The organism is Brachyspira pilosicoli, assembly GCF_036997485.1.
GTDB classification, from domain to species: domain Bacteria; phylum Spirochaetota; class Brachyspiria; order Brachyspirales; family Brachyspiraceae; genus Brachyspira; species Brachyspira pilosicoli_C.
In genome coordinates this window covers 522,564-548,278 of sequence record NZ_JAWLPU010000002.1, presented here as the reverse complement: position 1 = coordinate 548,278, position 25,715 = coordinate 522,564, and the positions used below count along the sequence as shown (strand labels likewise).

Genomic DNA, 25,715 nt, shown 5'->3' with positions numbered 1-25,715 from the left:
TTAAAATTAAATTAATGCCGCTAAAAATAATATATATAATGTAGAATCTATCAATATAGAAAATAAATGCCTGCTTGTTATAATCTTTTTTTTCATTACTATAAACGATATTATACTGCTATATAAAACTGGTATAAAATATTTTATACTATTAAAATCTGAGAAAAATATATTTGCAATAATTACTCCTATTAATAGTATTATTGGTATAATAGCTGTTATAATTGCCAATTTATCCGAATCTATATAAGTAGTTAAAGTAACAGCTCCTGCTATTTTATCACTTTGTGAAAATTTTATTTCTATTAAAGCTTGTCTTATAAACATAAATATAAAAACTATGCTTACAGAAAATAAATAAGATAATGTATTATCTTTTAATATGTTTCTATTAAGAAGTAATATGGAACCATTTAAAAGAGTAGTAACTGCAATAGATATTATTATAGCCTTAAATGGAACTAATCTTTTAAAAAGCCTAAAGAAAAAAGAATTATTAAATCTATCATTTTTTTCAAAGCTAATGTTATATGCTGTACCTAAAAGTGTGGATAGTATGGTGAGCATTAATATTCCTGTATCTATATTATAAGCATTATAAAACATAATAAATGCACTTACTATAATTATGGTTAAAAATGCAGGTTTATATTTTTGGTAGAAGAGATAACGTCTTTTGTCGCTAATTTTAATGGTATAATTGCTGTATCCATTACCCAAACTCATAAATAAATAATATAAAGCCACTATCACCCCTATTCTATATTGAAAGGGTTTATTTAAAATATCATAAATAGCATAAGACATTAAGAAAGCACCAAAGGAAAAGAATATATAACCATAATTAAGAAAATCAAATACTTTATTAATACTTCTATAAAAACTGCTTGAATAATTATCTTTTATAGTTTGAGCAATATCTTCTATTAACCAATCAGGAGTTGATGCACCTGCCATTATACCTACGTTTTTGTAGGGAGTAAGGTCTATTTTTTCCAAATCTTCTTTAAACTCTACATAAAATGAAGGCTTTATACTGGAAGCTATTTTGTATAAGTTTCTGGTATTGCTGCTCTCACTTCCGCCTATAACAAGGACTACATCATTTCTTTTAGCTATATCCAATATTTCATTTTGTCTTTGTTCGGTAGCTTCGCATATTGTATTTTTTATTATTAATTCAGAGTTTTTGTATTTATCTTGTATTTGAGAAACGAATTTGTTAAATGTTTCTTTTTGAAGGGTTGTTTGAGCTACTATTAGAGTTTTTTTATCATCTTCTGGAAGCTTGTCTATATCTTCGTCTTTATAAACAACATAAACATCTTTTGCAAAACCGCATACCCCAATAATTTCAGGGTGATTGGGATTTCCTATAACAATAACTCTGTATCCTAATGAACTGTGTTTTTTTACCAAAGCCTGTATTTTTGCGACATATTTGCAAGTAAGATTAACTATTTTTTTTGCATGATTAGATAGAGCTTCTCTTCTTTCTGGAGATATGCCATGTGCTCTTATAATTACAGTTTTATCATCAAGCACAGACATATCATCAGTATCTTCGTAGGTTTTAACTCCTGTTTTTTCAAGCATATCTAATGTTTGAGGATTATGTATGAGATGACCATCTACATAGATCTCTTCGTTGCTTTTAGAAGCTTGCGAAAAAGTTTTTTCAACTGCATATTTAACACCGTCACAAAAACCTGCGAATTTTCCAATTTCTACTTTCATTATTTAGCTTTTACTACTTTATTTCCTTTAATACATTTAGTGCAAACTAAAGCTTTTTTAGTAGAACCATTAAGTTCAATTTTTATATTTTGCAAGTTAGCATTGAATGAGCGTTTAGTTTTAATATTTGAGTGGCTAACGCTATGTCCATTCTGTTTACCTTTGCCACATATTTCACATACTCTTGCCATCATTTCCTCCAAAAAAGTTAACAATAATTTTGAAATTAGTATATAATAAAAGCACAATATAGTCAATACTACAGTATAAAAAAATCTGTTTAGTATTTGGATAAATATTAGGAAATAGTTATTATAGTATTTTTTGCTGTATTTTAATACTATGCTCTTTTTTATTAGTTTTATGTATTATTTAAAATTATGACTTTTATATTTCATAATGCAAACTAAAAAAGCACATAGGCTTTGATTAGTATATAAGCATATTTTCCGCACGTTAAATAAACTTGTCAATATAAGTTTAAATTGTATTTTTAGTTGATTTATATATTTTTGTTTAGTTTAGCGTGCGTTGGCGGAGACTATAAATTTTATAAAAGATAGGGAAGTTAGAGTTTATAATTGAGCAACATAAGGAAAATAAATTTATATTTTTAAAGTTGCATGAGGGAGAATAAAAATATGGGTAGAATCTTTGTATTTAATTATAAATAAATTTTTATAATTAAATGGTGATATTTTTTTTATAATGTATAATTTTATATAATAAATATTTTAAGGTATTTTTAATGAGATTTAATTTTTATAATAATGAATATAATTCTACTCGAAATGTTGTATTTGGGAGTAAGGGGATGGTTGCAAGCAGTAATGTATTAGCAACAGAGGCTGGTATTGAAATATTAAAAAAAGGCGGAAATGCAATAGACAGTGCCATTGCAGCAGCGGCTGCTTTGACAGTTGTAGAGCCTACTTCTAATGGTCTTGGAGGAGATGCTTTTGCTATAGTTTATTTTGATAATAAATTGCATGCTATAAATGGAAGCGGATTTTCACCAAAAAATTTAGATGTTGATAAAATATTGTCGCTTAATTTAGATAGTGTTCCTCATTATGGACTAATACCTATCACTGTTGGAGGCATTCCTGCTACATGGGCTTCTTTAAGTAAAAAATTTGGTAAGTTAAAATTGTTAGAAGTTTTAGAGCCTGCTATCAGATATGCAGAAGATGGATATGCATTACAGCCGCAAGTAGCTTTCGATTGGAATATTGCTTTTAATAATTATTTGAAAGTTTCTGATAACAATAAAAGAGAAGAGTTTAAATATTGGTTTGATACTTTCAGTTTTAACGGCAAAGCTCCAGAAGTTGGAAGTATTGTAAAGCTTCCTCATCATGCTAAGACTTTATTTGAAATAGGAAGCACTTATGCAGAGAGTTTTTATAGGGGCGAGATTGCTGAGAAAATAGATAGATTTATGAAAAGATATGGAGGCTATTTATCTAAAGAAGATTTAAATGATTATTATCCGAGTTGGGTAGAGCCTATAACTACAAACTATAGAGGTTATGATGTTTATGAGATACCTCCCAATGGACATGGAATAACAGTGCTCATGGCATTAAATATACTTAGTAATTTTGATGAGTTAAATACGCATTATGATATAGAAGCATTAAAACTTGCATTCACAGATACAAAAAAATATATAGCAGATGAAAAACACATGAAAGTAAGAATTGAGGAAATGCTTTCAAAAGAATATGCCAAAGAAAGAGCAAAACTTATAACAAAAAATAAAGCATTAGAACCTTCGAATTATATATTTAATAGTGGGGATACAGTTTATTTAGCTGCGGCAGATTCTTATGGAAATATGGTTTCTTTTATAGAGAGTAATTACATGGGCTTTGGTTCGGGTATAGTAATACCAGAAACGGGGATTGCATTGCATAATAGGGGGGCTAATTTCTCTTTAGATAAATCATCAGCGAATTTTATAGCACCAAGAAAAAAGCCTTATCACACTATAATACCTGGTTTTTTATGCAAAGACAATAAACCTATTGGTGCATTTGGAGTGATGGGGGCTTTTATGCAGCCTCAGGGACATTTACAGGTTTTAAGAAATATGATAGATGATAACCTTAATCCGCAGAGTGCATTAGATAAGCCAAGATGGCAATGGGTTGGCGAAAAAAATATAGAGTTAGAACATAATTTTGATAATAATTTAGCATCAGAGCTTCAAAGCAAGGGGCATAATGTAGTTAAAAAAGATAAATTAAATGGCTTTGGATATTTTGGAAGAGGGCAGATAGTATTTAGAAATGAGAATGATGTATTATATGGCGGGTGTGATTATAGAACTGATTCTGCTATTATTGGATATTAGAAAATATTTATTTTTTGTATTTATAAATAAAAATATATAAAATTATGGAAAAAAGTTATGAAAAAGTTATAATAATATATATATTATTATTATATTATAAAATTGGTGGTGAAATTTATGAAAAAATTTATATTTTCTATTTTTGCTTTTATTTTTATAACGGCTACAAGCTTTGCAAATAGCGGTTTTGAATTTATTTTAAATGTTCCTATTGGTATGAGTTTTGGGGTTTATGATTATGACTTTACTGATTTGGCTCAATATTATGATAATATCAATAATGGAGTTATGAGAAATGCTGTTGCTAAAAATAATGGTATAGGGTTTGATGCTGGAGTGTCTGCTCAAATTGGATATATGTTTGCTATTAATACTAATATGGGAGTAAGTGTTCTTGGAGAATTGGGTTATAGTCATGATAGTTATTCTTATATAAGTAAGCTTAACAAAAATATTTCTGATACTTATACTTTTGAAAGTCTTCAAGTTGGACTACTTCCAAAGTTTAATATTTATAATTTTGCTATAGGAATTGGCGGAGGAGTGAAGATACCTTTAGCTGGAAAACTTTATTCAAAAAATGGTGATATTAAATCTAATACAAAAATAACTTACAATGATATTTCAAACGGTTTTGATAATAAAGTTATACCTTATATAAAATTAACTTTTGATTATTCTATATTTTTTATGGAAAATTTAGCTATTAATGTGGGATTATATTTAGGATATGATTTTGGTTTAGAGCCTACTGTTTATTCTGTTAATAATGATTTACTTAATAATAATAATTTCCCTAATTTTGGCAGATATTTGATAGTTGAAGATATTGCTTATTCTAGTTTTGATATAGGTTTGCAGGTAGGATTTAAGTTTGGTCCCAGCACAAAATAATTTAAAATAATTATATAGGCTTTTATTTTGTTTTTATAAAAAATGATTGTAATATTAATTATATATGTTATAGTTATTTAAAATAAAAAATAAAATAAAGTTATGATTTTTAAACATTTTCAAATAAAAAGAATTCTGCGAGTTAAGCAGTTTTATAATAATCTTAGAAAAAGATTGGAAATTGACTTTCGGTTGATTTCCAATCTTTTTTTTATTTTAAGCAAAAATCTAAAAAAAATTTAGAATTATAGGAAGGTAAAATTTGAAACGTTATTTAATACTTGAAGACGGAAGTCATTATGAAGGACTTGGTTTTGGTGCTGATAATTTCAAAATAGGTGAATTAGTTTTTAATACATCTATGACAGGTTATCAGGAAGTGTTATCCGATTTATCATACTGCGGGCAAATAACTGTTATGACTTATCCTTTAATCGGAAACTATGGTATAAACAGAGATGATTTTGAAAGCCTTAATCCTGCAATATTTGGTATTATAGTAAAAGAGGCTTGTAAAAGTCCTAATAATTTTAGGAGTGCAGAAAGTATAGATGAGTTTTTGAAACTAAAAAATATTCCTGCTATAGAAAATATTGATACCAGAGCTATAACAAGAAAGATTAGAAAATTAGGAACATTAAAAGCTATAATGAGCGACACTATAGAAAATAAAGATGATATAGTAAAAATGCTTAAAGATACACCATATATGAATGACCATGTGAAAAGAGTTTCCACAAAAAATGCATTTCCTATACCAAATAGAGGTAAAAAAGTTGTGCTAATAGATTTCGGGGCAAAACTTGGAATAATAAGAGAGTTAAGTAAAAGAGATTGCGATTTGATAGTAGTGCCTTATGATACAGATTCTAAAACCATAATGAGTTTAAATCCAGACGGAGTAATGCTTTCAAACGGACCAGGCGACCCAAAAGATGTAAATGAATCAATCAATACAATAAAAGAGCTTATAGGAAAAGTGCCAATATTTGGAATATGTTTGGGGCATCAGCTTATAAGTTTGGCATGCGGTGCTAATACTATAAAATTAAAGTTCGGGCACAGAGGAGGAAATCACCCTGTTAAAGATTTGGAGACTAATAAAGTGAGCATCACAAGTCAAAATCATAGTTATGCCGTTGAAAAAGAGAGTTTAGTAAATACAGACTTAATTTTAACTCATATATCTCTAAATGATGAAAGCTGCGAGGGAGTAAAACATAAAAAATTCCCAGTATTCTCTGTTCAATATCACCCAGAATCTAATCCAGGACCAGAGGACAGCAAATATTTATTTGATAAATTTATTGATATGATGAATAACAATTATGGAGAGAAAAATGCCTAAAAGAACAGATATAAAAAAAATATTAGTAATAGGTTCAGGACCAATCATTATAGGACAGGCTGCAGAGTTTGATTATGCAGGTACACAAGCTTGTCAGTCTTTGAAAGAGGAAGGATACGAAGTTGTGCTTATAAATTCAAATCCTGCTACAATAATGACTGATGCCGCTATAGCAGATAAAGTATATATTGAGCCTATTAATTTGGATTTTGCTAAGAGAATAATTTATAAAGAGAGACCAGATGCAATATTAGGTTCTCTTGGAGGACAAACAGGTCTTAATTTAGTAGTTGAGCTTGCTGAAAGCGGTATATTAGACGAATACAATGTTGAAGTATTAGGAACGGACTTGAATGCTATAAACACTGCAGAAGACAGAGAGCTTTTTAAACAGCTTATGAATGATATAAACGAGCCAGTGCCAGAAAGTGTGATTGTGCATAGTGTTGAAGAGGCAATAGAGTTTGCAAACAAAATAGGATATCACTTGGTTGTGCGTCCTGCATATACACTTGGGGGAACTGGAGGCGGGTTTGCACGCAATGAAAAAGAATTAATTGAGATATGCGAGACTGGATTAAAAATAAGCCCTGTTCATGAATGTTTGGTTGAAAAGAGCATTGCGGGATACAAAGAAATAGAATATGAGGTTATGCGTGATAATAATGACAATGCAATAGTGGTATGTAATATGGAAAATGTTGACCCTGTTGGAATACATACGGGAGATAGCATAGTTGTTGCTCCTTGTCAGACACTAAGCGACAGAGAAAATCAAATGCTTAGAAATGTGAGCCTTAAAATAATAAGAGCTTTAAAAATATGCGGGGGCTGTAATGTGCAGCTTGCATTAGACCCTAATAGCTTTAAGTATTATATAATAGAGGTTAATCCTAGGGTATCTCGTTCAAGTGCTTTGGCTAGTAAAGCTACAGGCTACCCTATTGCTAAAATAAGTGCAAAAATAGCGGTGGGTATGACTTTAGATGAAATACTTAACCCTATCACTAAAAAAAGTTTTGCTTGTTTTGAGCCTTCTATTGATTATATAGTTACAAAATTCCCAAGACTTCCATTTGATAAATTCCCTAACGCAGACAGACAATTAGGCACACAGATGAAAGCTACAGGCGAAGTGATGAGCATAGGGCGTAATTTTGAAGAATCATTTCTAAAAGCTGTTCGCTCTCTTGAAATAAAATGCGACCATATAATTCATAAAGATGTTTCTGAATATACCACAAAAAAATTATGGGAGCGTATAGAATTAAGAGATGATTTAAGAATATTTATTATAGCCGAACTTATAAGACGAAAAGAAGATATAAAAGACATAATAGATATTACTCATATTGATAAATTCTTTTTAGATAAAATAAAAAATATAATAGAGTTAGAAAATAAATTATCTAAAAATAAAATGGATATAGATATTTTAAGAGAATCTAAAGAGAGAGGTTTTTCTGATAGTTATATAGCCAAAGTTTGGGGAGTGGAAGAAATTGATATATACAAATTAAGACATGAAAATGGTATTGTTCCAGTATATAAAATGGTTGATACTTGTGCGGGAGAGTTTGAAAGTGAGACTCCTTATTTCTACTCTACTTATGAACAAGAAAATGAATCTATAAAAAGCGATAAAGAAAGCATTATTGTTTTAGGTTCTGGACCTATAAGGATTGGACAGGGAGTTGAGTTTGATTATTCTACAGTTCACTCTGTTATGACTATAAGAGAAGCAGGTTATGAGGCTATAGTAATAAACAATAACCCTGAAACAGTATCAACAGATTTTTCAATATCTGACAAACTTTATTTTGAACCTCTCACTATAGAAGATGTTATGCATATAGTGGAGCTTGAAAAACCTAAAGGGGTTATTGTTCAATTTGGAGGTCAGACTGCCATTAACTTAGCTGAAAAACTTGTAATGCATGGGGTTAATATACTTGGCACTTCTTTAGAAAATATTAACAGAGCTGAAGACAGACATGAGTTTGAAGAGATGCTAAAATCTCTTAATATACCTCAGCCTAAAGGGGAAACTGCTATAACTGTTGATGAAGCTTTAGTAATAGCAAACAAAATAGGATATCCTGTTTTGGTGCGTCCTAGTTATGTATTAGGCGGGCGTGCTATGGAGATAGTTTATAATGATGCTGCTTTAAAAATATATATGGAGACTGCTGTAAAAGAAGTTAGCAATAAAGCTCCTATATTAATTGATAAATATATTGTAGGAAAAGAAATAGAAACTGATGCTATTTCTGACAATGAGCATAATGTATTTATACCAGGCATAATGGAGCATATAGAGAGAGCGGGTATTCACTCTGGAGATTCTATAAGCGTATACCCTCCTCAAACTATTTCTAAAAAAGTAAAAGACAGTATTATTGATTATACAAAAAGAATAGGAGAAGGATTTAATTTTATAGGGCTTTACAATATACAATTTATAGTTGATAGAGATGATAATGTATATGTTCTTGAAGTTAATCCTAGAAGCAGTAGAACAGTACCTTTCTTAAGCAAGATAACTAATGTACCTATGGCTAATATTGCTACAATGTGCATACTTGGAAAATCATTAAAAGAACAAGGGTATAACGATTTATATAAAAAAGAATCTAACAAAGTATTTGTTAAAGCTCCTGTATTTTCTTTTGCCAAATTAAGAAAAGTAGACACTGTGCTTGGTCCAGAGATGAAAAGTACAGGTGAGGCATTGGGTTTTGATATTAACTTTGAAAAAGCACTTTATAAAGCACTAATTGCAAGCGGAATAAAAATACCTCTTCAAGGAAATGTTCTTTTTACAATAGCAGATGATGATAAGCCTGAAATTGTAGATATGGCAAAGCGATTTTCTAATATAGGATACGGAATATATGCTACAAAAGGAACTGCTAATTTCCTTAGAAAAGAGGGTCTTTATATAAAAGAAGTTTCAAAGATTTATGAAAGCGGATTTGAAGATATAATAGATACTATAAGATTAGGAAAAGTTGATTATGTTATTAATACAATAGCAACCGACAGCAAAACTCATTCTGATAGTTTAGAATTGAGACGTGCTTCTGCTGAAAATAATATATCATGTATTACTTCATTAGATACAGCTTATGCTTTGCTTAGAGTAATAGAATCAATGAACTTTAGTATAATGCCTATTGCTTAATTTAAGCATAAATATCAACATTGCTCCCCTTATCTTTTGGGGCGGATATTGCTGATTTTGTTACGCCTCCAGAAACATAAACTCTTTTACATTCTGGGCATATAGATGTGTTTAATGTAACATTTTGAAATAATACTTCACCTCCAGACTTTTGAGCATTTCTTTCATTGTTTGCAACATGCTCTTGTTCGTGTGAGGCTACAGCTGATGGGGCATTTGAAGGGCTTATATGTGTTGGTGTTTTGAAAGATACTCCTATATCATTAGAGCCGTCTTGATATGTTCTATTAGCGCAAGTCTTACATACACCTACTTCACTTATTGGGGTTTTTTTATTTGCTGAAACAGCTGAAATATTTGTAATGTTATTTATAGTATTGTTTCTATAAGCACCTATTTCCATATAAACCGCCTTTTTTAATTACTCTAATATATTATAAACCCATAAAAATAAATATCAATAAATTTAATTATATAAATATATTTCTAAATTTTTTTGAATGTAGTTATAATTTATTAATATTAATTTTTGACAATTAATATTTTTTTAGTATAATTTAGATGTTTTTAAATATAAATTTATTAGGTATAAATAACATGAATAAAAATATAAAAATAGAAATATGCGTGGACAGTGTAGAGTCTTGCATTAATGCTGAAAAAGGGGGAGCTGACAGAGTTGAGCTTTGCGGCAATATGTTTGAGGGCGGTACAACTCCAAGTTATGGAGTTTTGGAATTAGCAAGAGAAAAGGTAAATAAACCAATATATGCAATGGTACGTCCTAGGGGAGGAGATTTTTGTTATAATGATATTGAGTTTGAAATAATGAAAAGAGAAATAAAACTCATGAAAGAATTAAAAATTGACGGCATAGTGTTTGGAATACTTACAAAAGAGGGAAAAGTTGATAAAGAGAGATGTTCTAAATTGTTAGATTTATGGGGAAGCAGCAAGGCAACATTTCATAGGGCAATAGATGTAAGTTCTGATTTAAATAAAGCATGCGAGGATATTATATCGCTTGGGTTTGAGAGGATACTTACTTCAGGCGGTGAAGCTAATGTTATGAGCGGTATAATAAAATTAAAAGAATTAGTTGAAAAATATAATGATAAAATAATAATAATGCCAGGAAGCGGAATAAATGAAAGAAACATTGAATATATAAAAGATACTGTTAAAGCAAATGAATATCATATGACAGCAAACAAAACAGTTGAAAGTGTTATGCAATATAGAAATGAAAATGTGTTTATGGGGGCCACTTTAAGACCTCCTGAGTTTAGCGTTAAATATACTGATGAAAACAAAGTAAAAAATATAAAATCAAAAATATAATATTGACATAAATTTATATTTAATTATGATATCTATTCAATAATTTAACAAATAATTAAAAAACATAAAAATATGAATAAAGAAGAATTAGTTTCTACATTAAAATATGCTCTTCCAAAGACTATACCAGTTCTTATAGGGTATTTATTTTTGGGTATGGCTTATGGCATATTGATGAAGGCAAAGGGTTTTAGCACTTTTCTTGCTATATTTATGAGTATGGCGGCATATTGCGGAAGTATGCAGTATGTAGCTATAAATTATTTGTTTTTAGCTCCTTTTAACCCTATATATGCTTTTATATTAACATTAACAGTAAATTCAAGAATGTCTTTTTATGGTATATCAATGGTAAGCAAATATAAAGGAACTGGTTTATTAAAGCCTTTTTTAATATTTTCTTTGAGCGATGAAACTTTTTCTATACTTTGCAGCGGCAATGTGCCTAAAAATATAAATAGAAAAGCGTTTTTATTTTTTGTTTCTTTTTTTGATTATATTTATTGGGCTTTGGGTACTTTGATTGGCTGTTTGATAGGAAATGTAGTTAAATTTAATACTAAGGGACTTGATTTTGTTTTAACTGCTCTATTTGTGGTGATATTTGTAGAGCAGTGGCTTGATAGTGATAATAATCATAAGGGGGCTATTATAGGGCTTGTATGTTCTATACCTATTTTGATATTTAAAACTAATATATTTATAGTGCTTTCTATGATTTTAATATTTATAGTGATAAGTGTTAGTTATAATTTTGATAAGCATAAAGAAGGTAAAATAAATGTTAATGACTAATAAAGAACTTTTTATAACGGCATTAATAATTGTTTTTGCAACGGCTATTTTAAGATTTTTGCCTTTTATAATAATAAGAAAGTCTATTGCTGAGAGAAGATATATTAAATATTTGGGTGATATAATGCCTTATGCTATGATAGCTCTTCTTGTAATATATTGCATAAAAGATATAAATATAATAAAATTCCCTTATGGTTTGCCTGAAATAATATCTATAATTATAGTAGCTGTTTTTCAAATTGTTAAAAGAAATGTACTTATTAGTATAGGTTTAGGCACGATTATATATATGTTTTTAGTGCAAGTTATTTTTGTTTAGGATGATACTATGGATAGAATAAAAATAAAATCTCAAAATGTGGTTAATCTTCTTATTGAAAAGAAATTAAAGATTACTTCTGCCGAGTCTTGCACGGGCGGACTTTTTTCTTCTTATATAACGTCTGTAAGTGGTTCATCAGAATGCTTTGAAGGCTCTTTTGTAACATATTCTAATGAAGTAAAGCATAAAATGATAGGTGTAAGAGAAGAAACTTTGTCAAAATATGGTGCAGTTAGTGAAGAGTGCGTATTAGAAATGGCAGAAAACAGCAGAAAAATAATGAATAGTGATATATCAATAGCGATAAGCGGAATAGCAGGTCCAAATGGAGGTACTGAAGATAAGCCTGTTGGGTTGGTATTTGTATGCATAGCTGCAGAAAATTATATAAAAGCTTATAAAAATATATTCTATGGCGACAGAGATAATATTAGAAGCTTAAGCGTATTATTTTCTTTAGATTTGGTTGAAAATTATATACAAAATCTTTAATTTGTGAAAATTATAAAAAATGATAGTAAAACCTTTAAAAAGTGAAAAAAGTAATATAAAGGGTCAAAAATATTATGTTTACTTATTGACAAAAATAATTATGTAAACTAATATATAAAAGATATAAAAAATTTGGAAATAAACATAATTTTTTTATAAAGTAAACATAACTATAACCGATACAATATAAAGAGAACTTTTTAAGGTGGTATTCTAATGGATTTTGTGAATAAATTAATTGGGCAAGTAAAAAATATTTTCGCAAAAACTACAAAAGTACAAAAGGCAATACTTATAGGGGTATTAGTAGTTGCTTTGGGGGCAATAGTAGCTACAGTATTTTTTACTTCGAGAAGAGCAGGCACATTATTATTTCAAAATGCACTAACACAAGAAGATGCAAGAAACGTTATAGCTGTTTTGGATGCAAATAATATAAAATATCAATATAGAAATGGATTTATTACATTAAACAATGAAGCTGATAAAGCTAAAGCCGAATTAGAATTGGTAAAAGAAGGCAGAATGCCGATGGGAGTAGACGGATGGGAATTATTTGATGCTCCTCGCATTGGTATTACAGATGCAGAATTAGATATTAACAAAAGAAGGTCATTAACAAAGGCAATAACACAGCTTTTAACTAAATTAGATTTTGTACAAGAAGCTACAGTTGATTTAGCATTTCCTAAGAAAGAATATTTAACAGATGTAGATTCACCAGTTACAGCATCAGTAGTAATCAAAGCACAGCCTTTTAAAGAAGAAGTTTTAAGAGACCCAAAAACAGTTAGAGGCTTACAGCAATTAATAGCTATGGGTGTTGATAAATTAAAGCCAGAGTTTGTAACAATTACAGACAGTACAGGCTATGTATTAACCGATTTTACAGATGAAGCTGCCAACTTAAAATTAAAAGTAGCTCAGGAAGAATTGAAAATAGTTGATAGAGAGAGAAAAAAGATAGAAAATAAAATAAGACAAACATTAGGAAGAATATATACAAACAGAGTAGAAACTACAATAGCATTAGAGCTTATATGGGACGATATTAGTATAACAAATAATTTGGTACTTCCTATAATACTTAAAGAAGATGACCCAACAACACCTTATGATGACAGTCAATTTACAAATAAAGTTCAAGTATCAACTCGTACAGTAACAGAAGATTGGAAAGGTCAGCAATTTATACCTCAGGGAGCAGCTGGTGCAGAGGAGAATGTTCCTCCTGGATATAAAGATAAAACAGACAGATGGCAAACATACACAAAAACAGATAGCCAAGATAACTATGAATTAAGCAAAAGATATGAGGCTATAAAGAAAGGAAGCTACCAGATAGGTAAAATATCTGCTGCTGTTGCTTTAGACGGAAGATGGACAAAGGTTTATGATGCTAATGGTAATGCTATAATAACTAATGGTTCTAGTTATTTAAGAGAATATCATCCAGTAACTGCTGATGAGATAAAAAATGTTACAGCATTAGTGCAAGCTGCTATAGGATATGACTTAAAAAGAGGAGACCAAGTTAGTGTAACACATATTCAATTTGACCATTGGGATAGATTTAATGCAGAAGATGCTAGATTATTAAGAAACAATTTTATAAAGAGAGTTCTTATAATTTCTATGATAGGATTATTAGCATTGTTTATATTAGTGCTTATAATCAGATCTATACAGAAAGAGCTTGCTAGAAGACGCAGACTTAGAGAAGAAGAGCTTGAACGTAAGCAAATGGAAATGCGTAGACAAGCTATGATGAATGCTAATGAAGAGCCTATGACTGAAATTAATTTAGAGGATGCAGCTCGTAAGAAATTAATGGAAGAGGTTATAAGAGTAAGTCATGAGAGACCAGAGGATGTTGCTCAGTTGCTACGTACTTGGATGGCAGATGATAAATAAATAAGTTAAATAAAAAATATTGAGTTATAAATTTTAATAGGAGTTTAAGTATGGCTACGGCTAATAATGAAAAAGAAAAAAAACAACGCGTATTAAGCGGACGTCAGAAAGTTGCTATATTTTTAGTTTCTTTAGGAATGGAAGCTTCTAGTGAGATATTCAAGCATTTACGCGAAGAGGAAATAGAGCAAATCACTTTTGATATTGCGAGACTTGAGAATATTGAATCTGCCGATAAAGATGCTGTATTTAGAGAATTCCAAGAGATGATGATAGCTCAAGACTTTATAACTCAAGGCGGTATAGATTATGCTAGAGACTTGCTTGAAAGATCTGTAGGAAGCCAGAAGGCAAGCGATATAATCAATAGACTTACTTCTTCATTACAAGTAAGACCGTTTGATTTTATACGCCGTACAGACCCAGCTCACTTGCTTAACTTTATACAAGGTGAGCACCCTCAAACTATAGCACTTATTTTAGCATATTTGGAAGCTCCAAAGGCAGCAAGCATATTAGGAGCATTGCCTTCAGAAATACAGCCTGATGTTGCTAAGAGAATTGCTACAATGGACAGAACTTCTCCAGAGGTTTTAAGAGAGGTTGAAAGGGTACTTGAGAGAAAACTTTCTACACTTGCTAGTGAAGACTTTACTTCTGCGGGCGGTATAGATTCTATAGTTGAAATTATTAACAGTGTTGATAGATCTACAGAGAAAAGTATTATTGAGAGTTTGGAGGAAGACGACCCAGAACTTGCAGAAGAAATCAAGAAACGTATGTTTGTATTCGAAGATATTGTTTTACTTGATGACAGAGCTATACAGAAAGTTTTGCGTGAAGTTGACTCTAGTGATTTGGCTAAGGCACTTAAGAGTGTTGATTCTGATGCTCAAGATAAAGTATATAGAAATATGTCTAAACGTGCTGCTGCATTGCTTAAAGAGGATATGGACTTTATGGGACCTGTTCGTCTTAAAGATGTTGAAGAAGCTCAGCAGAAAATTGTTAATATCATTCGTAAGCTTGAAGAGCAGGGAGACATTGTTGTGGCTCGTGCTGGTGAAGATGAAATGGTTGTTTGATGTGTATTTATTTTGATTATTAATTAGGAGTTTAAATTATGCCAGAAAAGGTTTTTAAGGCTAAAAGTATTGTTGAACTTACTCAAAAGGTTAATATAGCTGTACCGCATCATAAGCTTCAGGAAGAGATAGATTTTGAAGAGCAGGAAGAGTATCATGGTCCTTCTATAGAGGAGATTGAGGCAGAGATTGCTGGACTTAGAGCTCAGTGGGAAGAAGATTTAAAAGACATGAGAAGAAAGGCTGCTGATGAGGCACAGAGAATTATAGAAGATGCCAAAAATCAGGCTTTTGAAATTTTTAAAGCTAAGCAAAATGAAGTGCATATTATGTCTGAACAGGCTAAAGTTGATGCTTCAAGAATCATACAAGATGCTAATGCTGAAAAAGAGAGAATACAAAGCGAGTCTGAATCTATAAAAGATGCTGCATACAAAGAAGGATATGCTAAAGGCTATGATGAGGGCTTTGAGAAATCTTTTGCTGACGGCAATAATGATTTAACTAAACTTAATGAAAAATTAAAAAAGATATTAGCTGAAACTATTAATAAAAGAAATGAAATAATAGATACAGCAGAAGCTCAGCTTATAGAGGTTGCTATACTCATTGCTAAGAGAGTAGTAAAAATGCTCACAGAAAAAGACAAAGGTATAGTAATAAGAAATATTCAAGAGGCATTAAGAAGAATTAAAGGAAGAACTAAAATCACTATAAGAGTAAATATTGATGATTTAGAGATTTCTGCAAGGCATAAAGATGAGTTTTATCAGATGCTTGACAAGATTGAAGGTGTTACAGTATTAGAAGACCCTAATGTTGATGTGGGCGGTTGTATGATAGAAACAGACTTCGGTGACATTGACGCTAGAATTAATACTCAATTAAATGAAATAGAAACTGCTATAAAAGAAGTAGAGCCTATAAAAGGATTTTAATTATAATAAAAAACTACTATATATAAAAAGGTTTATTTATGTTTGAAGGCGGCAGATTAGAAAGCGATAGAGAGCATTCTTTTAGAGAGATACATGACTCTTTTGACAAATATAGAAAGGTTGTTGATGATGTTGCAATGCTCAAGTTTTGCGGTAAGGTAAAAGAGGTTATAGGTTCTCTTGTTATAAGTGAAGGACCTTTTGCAAAGCTTGGAGATATTTGCCGTATATATAAAAATGATGATACATTTATAGATGCTGAAGTTATAGGTTTTAGAAATCAAGATGTTTTACTTTCTACTTATGGCAGTGTAAATGGTATTACTTTTGGAAATATGGTTTATTCTTCTGATAAGCCTTTATCTATAATTTGTTCTAATAAAATTTTAGGCACTGTATTAAATGGTATGGGTAAGCCTTTAAGCGGCGGCGGACACAAGTTTTATGAAACCCCTATACCTATAAATCATACTTCTGTAAATCCATTAAATAGACCAAGAATTAAAAAGAATATACAAACAGGTGTGCGTGCTATAGATGGGCTTCTTACTGTTGGTAAGGGGCAGCGTATGGCTATAATGAGCGGTACGGGTGTTGGTAAGTCTACTCTTTTATCTATGATAGCAAGAAACACTAATGCTGATGTTAATGTTATTGCATTAATTGGTGAGAGAAGAAGAGAGGTATTAGATTTTATAGAAAGAGACCTTGGAGAAGAGGGCTTAAAAAGAAGTGTAGTTGTTGTTGCTACAAGTGACGATGCTCCGCTTTTGAGAGTGCGTGCTGCATATACTGCTACCACAATAGCTGAATATTTTAGAGACCAAGGCAAAGATGTTATGTTTATGGTTGATTCTGTAACTCGTTTTGCTTTAGCTCAAAGAGAGATAGGGCTTTCAAGAGGTGAGCCTCCTACTACAAGAGGATATACTCCGAGTGTTTTTTCAGAATTAGCACAATTATTAGAGAGAACTGGTACTTCTTCAAAAGGAACAATTACAGCTTTCTACAATGTATTGGTTGAAGGTGATGATTTGGACGAGCCTATTACTGATGCTGTGAGAGGTATATTAGATGGGCACATTGTTTTATCGAGAGATTTAGCTAATAGAGGGCATTTCCCTGCTATTGACATAAATAAAAGCATATCGAGGATTATGAATGAAGTAGTTTCTAATATGCATAAAAAGGCTGCAAGAGAGTTTCTAAAGATGAGTGCTGATTATAATGAAGTTAAAGAACTTATTATGATTGGCGGTTATGCTAAGGGGAGCATGCCTGAGGTTGATAGGGCTATAGAGTATAAACCTTTGATGGACAGATACTTACAGCAGGATATGTATGAACTTTCTACTTTTGCAGACAGTAAAGAAAATTTGCTTTCTATGTTTTATTCTAAAAATGAAATAGAAGAGGATTTGCTTAATAACGGCGATGTAAAAAGTGCAAATGACTATACAGGAATTTCCGATAATGTTAAACAGGAAGAGGGTGTTGTAATATTATAATTTAAGTGTTAGAAGATTATGAAAAGATTTGATTTTAAACTTGAGCCTTTATATAAACTTAGAAAAAACATAGAGAAAAAAAAACAAGCTGAAGTTGCGGAGGTTTCTGCTTTATATAATAAAGAAAAAGAGGGTAAAGATAATTGCATTTTAAAAATAAATGACGGCATAAAAATAGTAGATTCTATTGATGATAGCAGTGAGATGATTAATATGAGTATTTATTTGGGAGAATATATGCTTGCTCTAAACTCTCAAATAGCGATACATGATAGAAAAATGTCTGAAATAGGAATTGAGCTTAGAAAGAGGCAGGACATTTTGCAAGAGGCTACTAGACAAAGAAGGGCTGTTGAAATATTAAAAGAGAAAAAATTGTTAGAATATAAAAAGTTAATGAACAAAGAAGAGCAGTCTAAATTAGATGAATGGAAAAATGACTATTATGTCAATTAAAATAATTTAAGGATTTTTTTATGATAGAGTCAGTACAAAGAATACATGTTAGAATAGGGGAGATTCAAGAGAGATTTAATCAATTAGGTTTTGCTCCGCTTAATACAACTCCTCCTACAAAATCTTTTTCTGAACATTTAAATGAAGCTATGGCTGAAAGCTCTGCAAAAATAGATAATAATGGTCAATTAGATAAACTAAATAAAACTGATGCTGCAACAGTGGAAGCAAGCAATAAAAAAATTAATAATAGTGAAGCATTTAATGGTAAAATTTCTTTTGGTGTGTATGATGATGCCAGCAATAATTTTGCTAAAGCTCTAAATGCATATAAAAAAGTATCTTTCCCATCAACTTATGATGATATAATTAAAGAAGCTGCTAATAAATATTCTGTACCTGAAGATTTGATTAAAGCAGTTATAAAGCAAGAATCAAACTACATGCCTAATGCTGTTAGCCACAAGGGAGCTATTGGTTTAATGCAGATAATGCCTTCTACAGGAGTTGGGCTTGGTGTAACCGATAAAGAGATGCTTAAAGACCCTTACACTAATATAATGGCTGGTACTAAATATTTATCGCAAATGCTAAATAAATATGACGGCAGATTAGATTTATCTTTATCTGCTTATAATGCGGGTCCTTCTTTGGTAGATAAATTACAAAGAATACCTAATATAGATGAAACTAAAAATTATGTTAAAAATATTATAGGCTATATAAAGTAAACATATTATTTTTTGCTTGACTTTTTTAGTCTGTAATTTTATAATAAAAATGAAAAAGTGCCCACTTAGCTCAGCAGGTAGAGCATCACCATGGTAAGGTGAGGGTCATCGGTTCAATCCCGATAGTGGGCTTTGTTATCATTATTATTATATTTGTTTTTTGTAATTATTTTTAATTTAATAAAACCATAAAATAAAAACTAAAAAAGAGGATTTATGAGAGTAAAACTTCTAGCGTTTATGGTTATTTTTTTTGTAACTGTATCGCTTTCATACCCCCTAGACAAAACCCCATATTATGTAAACACAGATAGCTATGACTCCTACAGAGAGCTCATTAGAGGTGTGCACTATTATAATCAAGAACGTTATGACGCGGCAATAGCGAGCTTTAGAACCTCTCTTAATACAAATCCAATGGATAAGTTTATTAGATATTGGTATAGCAGAGCTTTATATAAAGCAGGATATATGAATCTCGCTATCAACGAATGGATGAATATTACTAGAATGGGATACCAAGACCCTATAATACTCTCTAAAATTAATAAATATTATACAGCAAATGTTTCTGAAGATACTAAGGATACTTTAAGCAATTTTATTTACCTTAAAAACTTCTCTACAAATGCTAATTTCTTAAAAAATATTAATCAGCCTATACAAATAGAAATGCTCGAAGATGGTACTTTGTATGTGTTAGATTATAGTGATTCTTCATTAAAGCAATTTGATGTAAATGGAAACTTAATAAGAAAAATATCAAATGGTAAAAGGTTAGAAGAGCAGCAAAATAGTTGGTGGAGAAAGGCTATACAGTTTGTAACAAGAGTTTATCCTTATGAGAAATTAGAAAATCCAAGAGGCTTTACAATTGATAATGATGGATATATATATATAGCAAACACTAAAAGAGATAAAATATTTAAATATGATAATAACGGAAATTATATTACAAATATAGGAAACACTGGTATAAGCAATGGTCAGCTGCTTGGTCCTTCATCTTTATATGCTGATAATGGAGGAAGGCTATATGTATCTGATACTGGAAATAATAGAATTGTAGTATTTGACGTTAATGGAAATTATTTAGATAGTTTTGGTAAGATGGGTGAAAATGATGGAGAGTTCTTTTCCCCTGCTGGAATAGTTGTTGATAATAATTATATTTATGTTGCTGATATGGGAAATAAAAGAGTTCAGAAATTTGATTTAAACGGAAATTATGTTTCTACTATTAAGCATGAATTATTTAATGAGCCTAGGGGATTATCTTTTGCTTCCGATGGAAATTTATTTATAGCTGATGGAAGTAAAGTTTATTATTATGACATAAATAATGATATTTTTACTTTGTTTAACAATTCTGAGAGATATACTGCTACTCCTACTTCTGTAACAGAAGATGCTAATAAGACAATTTATCTTACAGATTTTTTATCTGGAAAAATAGATGTTTATACAAGAAAAGAAGAGTATTATGCTAATTTAGACGTATTTGTTGATAGACAATATTTAAATAAATATCCTGTTGTTGTAACTTCTGTGACTGTACGTGATAGACTTACTAACCCTATTATTGGACTTACTGCTGAAAATTTTGAGGTTATAGAAAATGACAATTTATATAAGAAAGTTGGAATGTATGATGCCCCTGAGCTTCATGAGTATAGATTTATATTTTTGATTGAAGACAGTGCTGCTGCTAAGCCTTATGAAAACAGAATAAAAGAAGAGATTAGCAATTTTACTTTGAGTTTAACTAATAATGATGAAGTAATGGTTATACATTATAATGATGAGGTTTATAAATCTGATGGATATTCTGCTGCTAATTTAAGAATATTAGAAAATGCTAATAATTTTAGATTTGTAGGAGGAATATCAGCTTTAGATAATGCTTATTATGAGGCTATAAGACTTTCTGCAAATAGTTTTAAGAAGACTGCTATTATTAACTTCTCAGTAAGCGATCCTGATGACACAGTATTTTCTATGATGGATTTTACAGACCTTTATAATTATGCAAAAAATAATGCTGTTTCATTGAATCAGGTTTATATTGGAGCTAATAAAACAAACTACTTCTATGATTTAATGACTAAGTCTACTTATGGTTATACTATAAATGCTGATAATTCTATTAATTATGCTAATGAGCTTATGAATATAAAAAATATTAATTTTGGAAGATATTTTATTTATTTCAATAGTTTTAAGAATAATTTAGAAAAAGGTCAGTATAGATCATTAAAAATTAGAGTTAATTATAGAGATATGTCTGGAGAAGAGGAATCTGGATTTATATTGCCTTAAAATTTAGAAATATAAAAAAAATATAATTTTTAACTTTGTCAACTTGCACTTTTTGTTTTTTATTATTTGCAGGGCTTTGCCCCGCACCCCACTTCTTTTGTTGCCACAAAGGAGCAAAAAGGCTGCATTTTTATGAAGTATAGCTAAAAATATATGGTATTATTCATATATATTTTAAATACTTGCACTTTCGCGAAATGTATACGAATAAGCGAAATAATTTGTACTTTTTGCTACGGGAAAAAGTTGAATAAAATAAAAACTTATATGACAATTTTTTTTAAGTTTGTAATTTGTGGTGGCTTTGCCCCTGCGAAGCGTGCCCTTAGGTTATGCACCCCAGTTCTTTTACCGAGTAGATACCTTTCGGTATTGGTATAAAAGAACCTCATATCCTTCGGATACGCTTCGCGAAGAACTGTATTTTTATGAAGTATAGCCAAAAACATATAGTATTATTTTATTAATCATCTTTTAACTTTTATGGGAAGAAGCCTTTCTAATTCTGTTTTAGAGATTTGAGTATTTCCTGTTATAAGGCTTAATGTTTTTATATTGTTTTCGTCATTTAAAGCATTATAGATATATTCTAAAGAGTAGTTTTTATTATAATTTTTTAACTGATATATAACATTAACATGATTCTCGCATACAAACTCTTTTTCTTTTACTATTGCTGATTTTATATTAATGCTTTTATTAGAACCCGTTATTCTATTAACTGCTATTACCTCTTCTCTTATTATTAAATCCTCTGAAATATTTTTTATATATTGTAATTCTCTTTTATTTGGTATAATAATTTTTCCATCCACTATATTAGAAGAATATATTAAAGGTATAGCATTATTTTTATCATTAGTTAATTTATCTTTGTTGAAATTCCATGCTATGCTTCCTGTTTTTACACAGTATCCTATTTCTCTTAAACTAATGGTATCTTTGTATGCTTTATTTAAAAATAATTTATTTTCTGTAAATATTGTAATGCCGTTTTTTTCAAATATATATTTTTTGTTTTTTTGTGTATTCGTTTTTTTTAATATTAAAAGCATTACTTTCTGATTTGCCATATAAAACTTATCAGAGCCTTCTATTATGTGTAAATATTCTATGCTGCTATTACTTATTATATATTCTCTCAATTTAGAAAAGAATGCTCCATTATTCATTGAAGGAGGTATAACATAAGCTAAATATCCTTCCTCATTAAGAAGTTCTAATCCTATTTTGATAAATAATGAAAATATATTAACTCTTCCATTTATGATATCTTTAAATCTTGTTTTTTGTTCTTTATCTAATTTAAACTCAAAATATGGGGGATTCCCTATAACATAGTCATATTTAATAGAGTTATCAATGTTTAATTTTAGAGTATCTATACATTTTATATCAGCATTTTTTATAAGTTTTTTAGATATATTAATTAACTCATCATCAATGTCAAATCCATAGAGTTTTGGATTATTAAAGTATTCGTTGCAAGATAAAAGAAACTCTCCGCTTCCGCAGGCTGGGTCTAATATTTTTACATTATCTTTTTTTGATGATATATCTGTTAATTTTTTTAAAAGCAAATCCCTTATAGTTTTAGGTGTGAAATATTGACCTAATTTTTTTCTTTTTTCTATATTAGTATTTTTTAAATAATCTATGCTTTCTTTTGTGTACTCTTTTTGCATTATACTTTTTATCTCTCTTATAAACTCTCACAAAATCCTATAACATTTTCTTCACATTTTATTCTATCTATATGAGAAAAATAATCTACATTAGCATCTTTATTTATGTTTTTATTTTGTTCATAAGCTGTTCTAATATAAACATCAAATCCTCTATCAAATTTATAATTTATATTATCTAATTTATTTCTCATTTCTTTTCTAAATTCTTCTTCTAATCTTTTAGCATTATTTTCAAAAAAACCTATAAGCTCTATTCTCTCTTCCATGCTAAGCACATCTCTTCCTAAGAAAAATGTAACGTCAGAAAGTCCATAAGAACCAAATATGTAAATAGCATTAGCTTTAGGTAAATTACTATTCCACATAGGTTTTGAAGATTTTCCGCTGCTATATTTTATTTCTATAGATATAATTTTTTTATTTGCAAATATTAGAAAATCTGGGAATTCCTGACTTCCATAAGGCTGGCATACAAAACAGTTTTCCATGCTTTTATCTTTAACTGCATAAGTATTATCGAGCAATAAATCACTTTTCTTATCTATAATATTTTTTTTAATAGAAGAGAGTATGTCGTTAATATCTTCTTTTACTCTTCTATTAAAGCCATAACGTTTTAGTGAAGCTTCAAATCGGTCTTCAAATTCATTACCTTTTTTACTTTTAAGCCACTCTTTTTTATTATTTTTTATATCTATAAATATATCTTTAAGCATTGCAATAATATATTTTAAAACAATAATATTGTCAATAGAGTTGTTTCAAAGCTATTTAATAAGATTATCTATATTATTATATTTTTTTATGATTTTGTATTATTAACTATAAATAAATATTTGTATTGTTTTAATCTTAATTTAATAATTTATATACATATAAAATATAATTAGTATTATTTTCTTAATTTGCACTTTTTGGTTCTTTGACGAAATCCACAGCGTGTAGCTGCGGGAAAAAGAACAATAGAATTTTTATGTTTTTTATTTGTGGTGACTTTTCTCCTGAGAAGCCTGCCCTGATGGCAAAAACTTTTTGTTACGGAAAAAGTTGAATAAAAAAATCATATAACAAAATATAGTTATTTTAGAATATATTGATTTTAGTTTGTCAGAAAATATTTTTTAGGTTTTTTTGTTTGTGGTGGCTTTGCCCCCACACCCCCACTTCTTTTGGTGACCCAAAGAAGCAAAAGGACTGCATTTTTATAGAATATAACTACAAACATATATCATTATTTAATATATATTTATAATCAATAAAATTAAAACAATAAAAATATTTATTAATTTTGCTATAAGTAGTTTTATTTTCCTTTACTAAAGAATGAACGTATCATAAGGAAAGCCCCTATAGCAGCCAGTACTATATTAGGAAACCACATAGCAACAAAACCAGGTACAGTCCTATTTCCTGCTATAATTTCTGCTACAGTGATAAGAATATAATATATTACTACAACTATTACAGAAAGACCAAATCCAAATCCCCTTCCGCTTCTTTTACCCACTATTCCCAAAGGTGCCCCAATAAATACCATAAATAAACATGCTGCTGGTATTGATATAAACTTATGAAACTCTACATAATAAAAATACGGTACGGCTTCTTTTTTGGTTGTTTCTATTAATTTATCTAATTCTACAGAGTTTGTTGTAACATAAGTGTTTGAAAACGATGAAAAAGATATATTAGCATTTGTTAGTATTATATTTGTTGTGCCATCTATATTGGTTATAAATGAATTAGAATAGGCGGTAACTATCATATTACTTATTTGATTGGTTACTGTTTGAAGCGAGTTGGACATTGAATCATTGATTTTTTTTCTTATCTTCCAAGCAGGAATTTCTCTGAGCCCTCTTTCATGGTCATTTAATTTACTTACATTTCTAACTATATTAATATCCATGGCATCAAATGCTGTAAAATCATTAGTTACAAAACCATATACAGGCATCTCTTGAACTATTCCATCATATAAAGTTAAAGTAATAACTTTAGAATTGGCCTCATTGTTTTTCCATTTTCCAGTTTTAGCAGTAATTATCCTTCTAGCCTGAGAATTTCCATCGTATATAACAACATTAGACATGCCGCTATTATCACTATAATATGCTCCAATAGATAAATTAATGTCAGATATATAGGCAAACTCTAATTTTCCAACCGCAATAGAAGGTCTTATATTGATTATATAAGAAAATAAAGCTCTATATCTATAATTTGCTTCTGTCATAACAACATTGTTAAAAAATAAAGAAAATAAAAATGTAAAAAAACCAAGTATTATAATAGGGGCATATATTCTCATGTGAGAGAAACCTAAAGCACGCATTACAATTATCTCATTGTCAGAAGAAAGTCTTCCATACCCCATAATTCCTGCCATTAGTATAGACATTGGTATAGTAATTGCCACGTTGAATGGAAGCATATAAACAAATATTTCTAAAGAAGTAGATATTGGAGCACCATTATTTAATATAAGCTTAAATAATTCTGGTAAAAGTTGTATTACAAATATGAAAGTAAAAAATAATACACCTGCTATAAAAGGACCTATAGCTTCTAATATAATATATTTCTTTATTTTTTTCATAA

General features: G+C 29.7%; 21 protein-coding genes and 1 tRNA gene. 16 read left to right on the top strand and 6 right to left on the bottom strand.

What is annotated here, in order from left to right:
• Nucleotides 1–6 precede the first annotated feature (6 nt).
• Both ispH and rpmB read right to left on the bottom strand, forming a co-directional pair.
• Nucleotides 7–1,737 (bottom strand): 4-hydroxy-3-methylbut-2-enyl diphosphate reductase, encoded by a 1,731-nt coding sequence (gene ispH, locus R4I97_RS07750; RefSeq protein ID WP_335784494.1) that lies wholly within the window; start codon nt 1,735–1,737, stop codon nt 7–9.
• Complete coding sequence (gene rpmB / locus R4I97_RS07745; RefSeq protein ID WP_014932896.1) at nt 1,737–1,928, bottom strand: 50S ribosomal protein L28; 192 nt, start codon at nt 1,926–1,928, stop codon at nt 1,737–1,739. The genes ispH and rpmB overlap by 1 nt, the downstream gene beginning before the upstream one ends.
• A gap of 557 nt (nt 1,929–2,485) precedes the next feature.
• Here rpmB and R4I97_RS07740 point away from each other — a divergent pair.
• The 4 genes from R4I97_RS07740 to carB all read left to right on the top strand — a co-directional run bounded on the left by R4I97_RS07740 (nt 2,486) and on the right by carB (nt 9,522).
• The gene (locus R4I97_RS07740) at nt 2,486–4,096 is read left to right on the top strand and encodes a gamma-glutamyltransferase family protein (protein WP_335784493.1); all 1,611 of its coding nucleotides are present in this window, start codon (nt 2,486–2,488) and stop codon (nt 4,094–4,096) included.
• 117 nt (nt 4,097–4,213) lie between these two features.
• Nucleotides 4,214–4,990 (top strand): hypothetical protein, encoded by a 777-nt coding sequence (locus R4I97_RS07735; protein WP_335784492.1) that lies wholly within the window; start codon nt 4,214–4,216, stop codon nt 4,988–4,990.
• Between the two features lie 262 nt (nt 4,991–5,252).
• The gene (locus R4I97_RS07730; protein WP_335784491.1) at nt 5,253–6,338 is read left to right on the top strand and encodes a carbamoyl phosphate synthase small subunit; all 1,086 of its coding nucleotides are present in this window, start codon (nt 5,253–5,255) and stop codon (nt 6,336–6,338) included.
• Nucleotides 6,331–9,522: a carbamoyl-phosphate synthase large subunit gene (carB, locus tag R4I97_RS07725; RefSeq protein WP_335784490.1), complete on the top strand. Its 3,192-nt coding sequence runs from the start codon at nt 6,331–6,333 to the stop codon at nt 9,520–9,522. Before R4I97_RS07730 ends, carB begins: the two co-directional genes overlap by 8 nt.
• Nucleotide 9,523: 1 nt before the next feature.
• Here the strand turns inward: carB and R4I97_RS07720 are convergent, their stop codons facing one another.
• Complete coding sequence (locus R4I97_RS07720) at nt 9,524–9,925, bottom strand: hypothetical protein (RefSeq protein ID WP_335784489.1); 402 nt, start codon at nt 9,923–9,925, stop codon at nt 9,524–9,526.
• Between the two features lie 194 nt (nt 9,926–10,119).
• Here R4I97_RS07720 and R4I97_RS07715 point away from each other — a divergent pair, with 194 nt between their 5' ends.
• From R4I97_RS07715 to R4I97_RS07660, 12 genes are all read left to right on the top strand, one after another.
• Nucleotides 10,120–10,863 carry a copper homeostasis protein CutC gene (locus R4I97_RS07715; protein ID WP_335784488.1) on the top strand — a complete coding sequence of 248 codons (744 nt, stop codon included), beginning with the start codon at nt 10,120–10,122 and terminating at the stop codon, nt 10,861–10,863.
• 72 nt (nt 10,864–10,935) lie between these two features.
• The gene (locus R4I97_RS07710; protein WP_335784487.1) at nt 10,936–11,658 is read left to right on the top strand and encodes an AzlC family ABC transporter permease; all 723 of its coding nucleotides are present in this window, start codon (nt 10,936–10,938) and stop codon (nt 11,656–11,658) included.
• The gene (locus R4I97_RS07705; protein ID WP_335784486.1) at nt 11,651–11,980 is read left to right on the top strand and encodes a branched-chain amino acid transporter permease; all 330 of its coding nucleotides are present in this window, start codon (nt 11,651–11,653) and stop codon (nt 11,978–11,980) included. Before R4I97_RS07710 ends, R4I97_RS07705 begins: the two co-directional genes overlap by 8 nt.
• A gap of 9 nt (nt 11,981–11,989) precedes the next feature.
• Nucleotides 11,990–12,475, top strand: coding sequence for a CinA family protein (locus R4I97_RS07700; RefSeq protein WP_335784485.1), 486 nt, complete (start codon nt 11,990–11,992; stop codon nt 12,473–12,475).
• A 216-nt stretch (nt 12,476–12,691) separates the two neighbouring features.
• Nucleotides 12,692–14,389 (top strand): flagellar basal-body MS-ring/collar protein FliF, encoded by a 1,698-nt coding sequence (gene fliF / locus R4I97_RS07695; RefSeq protein WP_335784484.1) that lies wholly within the window; start codon nt 12,692–12,694, stop codon nt 14,387–14,389.
• A gap of 50 nt (nt 14,390–14,439) precedes the next feature.
• Nucleotides 14,440–15,474 carry a flagellar motor switch protein FliG gene (gene fliG, locus R4I97_RS07690; RefSeq protein ID WP_013245001.1) on the top strand — a complete coding sequence of 345 codons (1,035 nt, stop codon included), beginning with the start codon at nt 14,440–14,442 and terminating at the stop codon, nt 15,472–15,474.
• A gap of 38 nt (nt 15,475–15,512) precedes the next feature.
• Nucleotides 15,513–16,412, top strand: a complete 900-nt coding sequence (gene fliH / locus R4I97_RS07685; protein WP_219708501.1) for a flagellar assembly protein FliH — start codon at nt 15,513–15,515, stop codon at nt 16,410–16,412.
• Nucleotides 16,413–16,450: 38 nt separating this feature from the next.
• Complete coding sequence (locus tag R4I97_RS07680) at nt 16,451–17,920, top strand: FliI/YscN family ATPase (protein WP_335784483.1); 1,470 nt, start codon at nt 16,451–16,453, stop codon at nt 17,918–17,920.
• A gap of 18 nt (nt 17,921–17,938) precedes the next feature.
• A complete protein-coding gene (locus R4I97_RS07675; RefSeq protein ID WP_335784482.1) occupies nt 17,939–18,376 on the top strand; it encodes a flagellar FliJ family protein in 438 nt (145 codons plus the stop codon).
• A gap of 20 nt (nt 18,377–18,396) precedes the next feature.
• The gene (locus R4I97_RS07670; RefSeq protein ID WP_335784481.1) at nt 18,397–19,107 is read left to right on the top strand and encodes a lytic transglycosylase domain-containing protein; all 711 of its coding nucleotides are present in this window, start codon (nt 18,397–18,399) and stop codon (nt 19,105–19,107) included.
• Nucleotides 19,108–19,166: 59 nt separating this feature from the next.
• Nucleotides 19,167–19,239, top strand: a tRNA-Thr gene (locus tag R4I97_RS07665).
• Nucleotides 19,240–19,323: 84 nt separating this feature from the next.
• Entirely contained in the window at nt 19,324–21,426 is a 2,103-nt protein-coding gene (locus R4I97_RS07660) for a 6-bladed beta-propeller (RefSeq protein WP_335784480.1), read from the top strand.
• Between the two features lie 467 nt (nt 21,427–21,893).
• On the opposite strand, the gene R4I97_RS07655 is transcribed toward R4I97_RS07660, so the two are convergent.
• The 3 genes from R4I97_RS07655 to R4I97_RS07645 all read right to left on the bottom strand — a co-directional run bounded on the left by R4I97_RS07655 (nt 21,894) and on the right by R4I97_RS07645 (nt 25,713).
• Entirely contained in the window at nt 21,894–23,111 is a 1,218-nt protein-coding gene (locus R4I97_RS07655; protein ID WP_335784479.1) for an HsdM family class I SAM-dependent methyltransferase, read from the bottom strand.
• A gap of 17 nt (nt 23,112–23,128) precedes the next feature.
• Nucleotides 23,129–23,830 carry a type II restriction endonuclease gene (locus R4I97_RS07650; RefSeq protein ID WP_335784478.1) on the bottom strand — a complete coding sequence of 234 codons (702 nt, stop codon included), beginning with the start codon at nt 23,828–23,830 and terminating at the stop codon, nt 23,129–23,131.
• A gap of 587 nt (nt 23,831–24,417) precedes the next feature.
• A complete protein-coding gene (locus tag R4I97_RS07645) occupies nt 24,418–25,713 on the bottom strand; it encodes an LptF/LptG family permease (RefSeq protein ID WP_335784477.1) in 1,296 nt (431 codons plus the stop codon).
• Between the last annotated feature and the right edge of the window lie 2 nt (nt 25,714–25,715).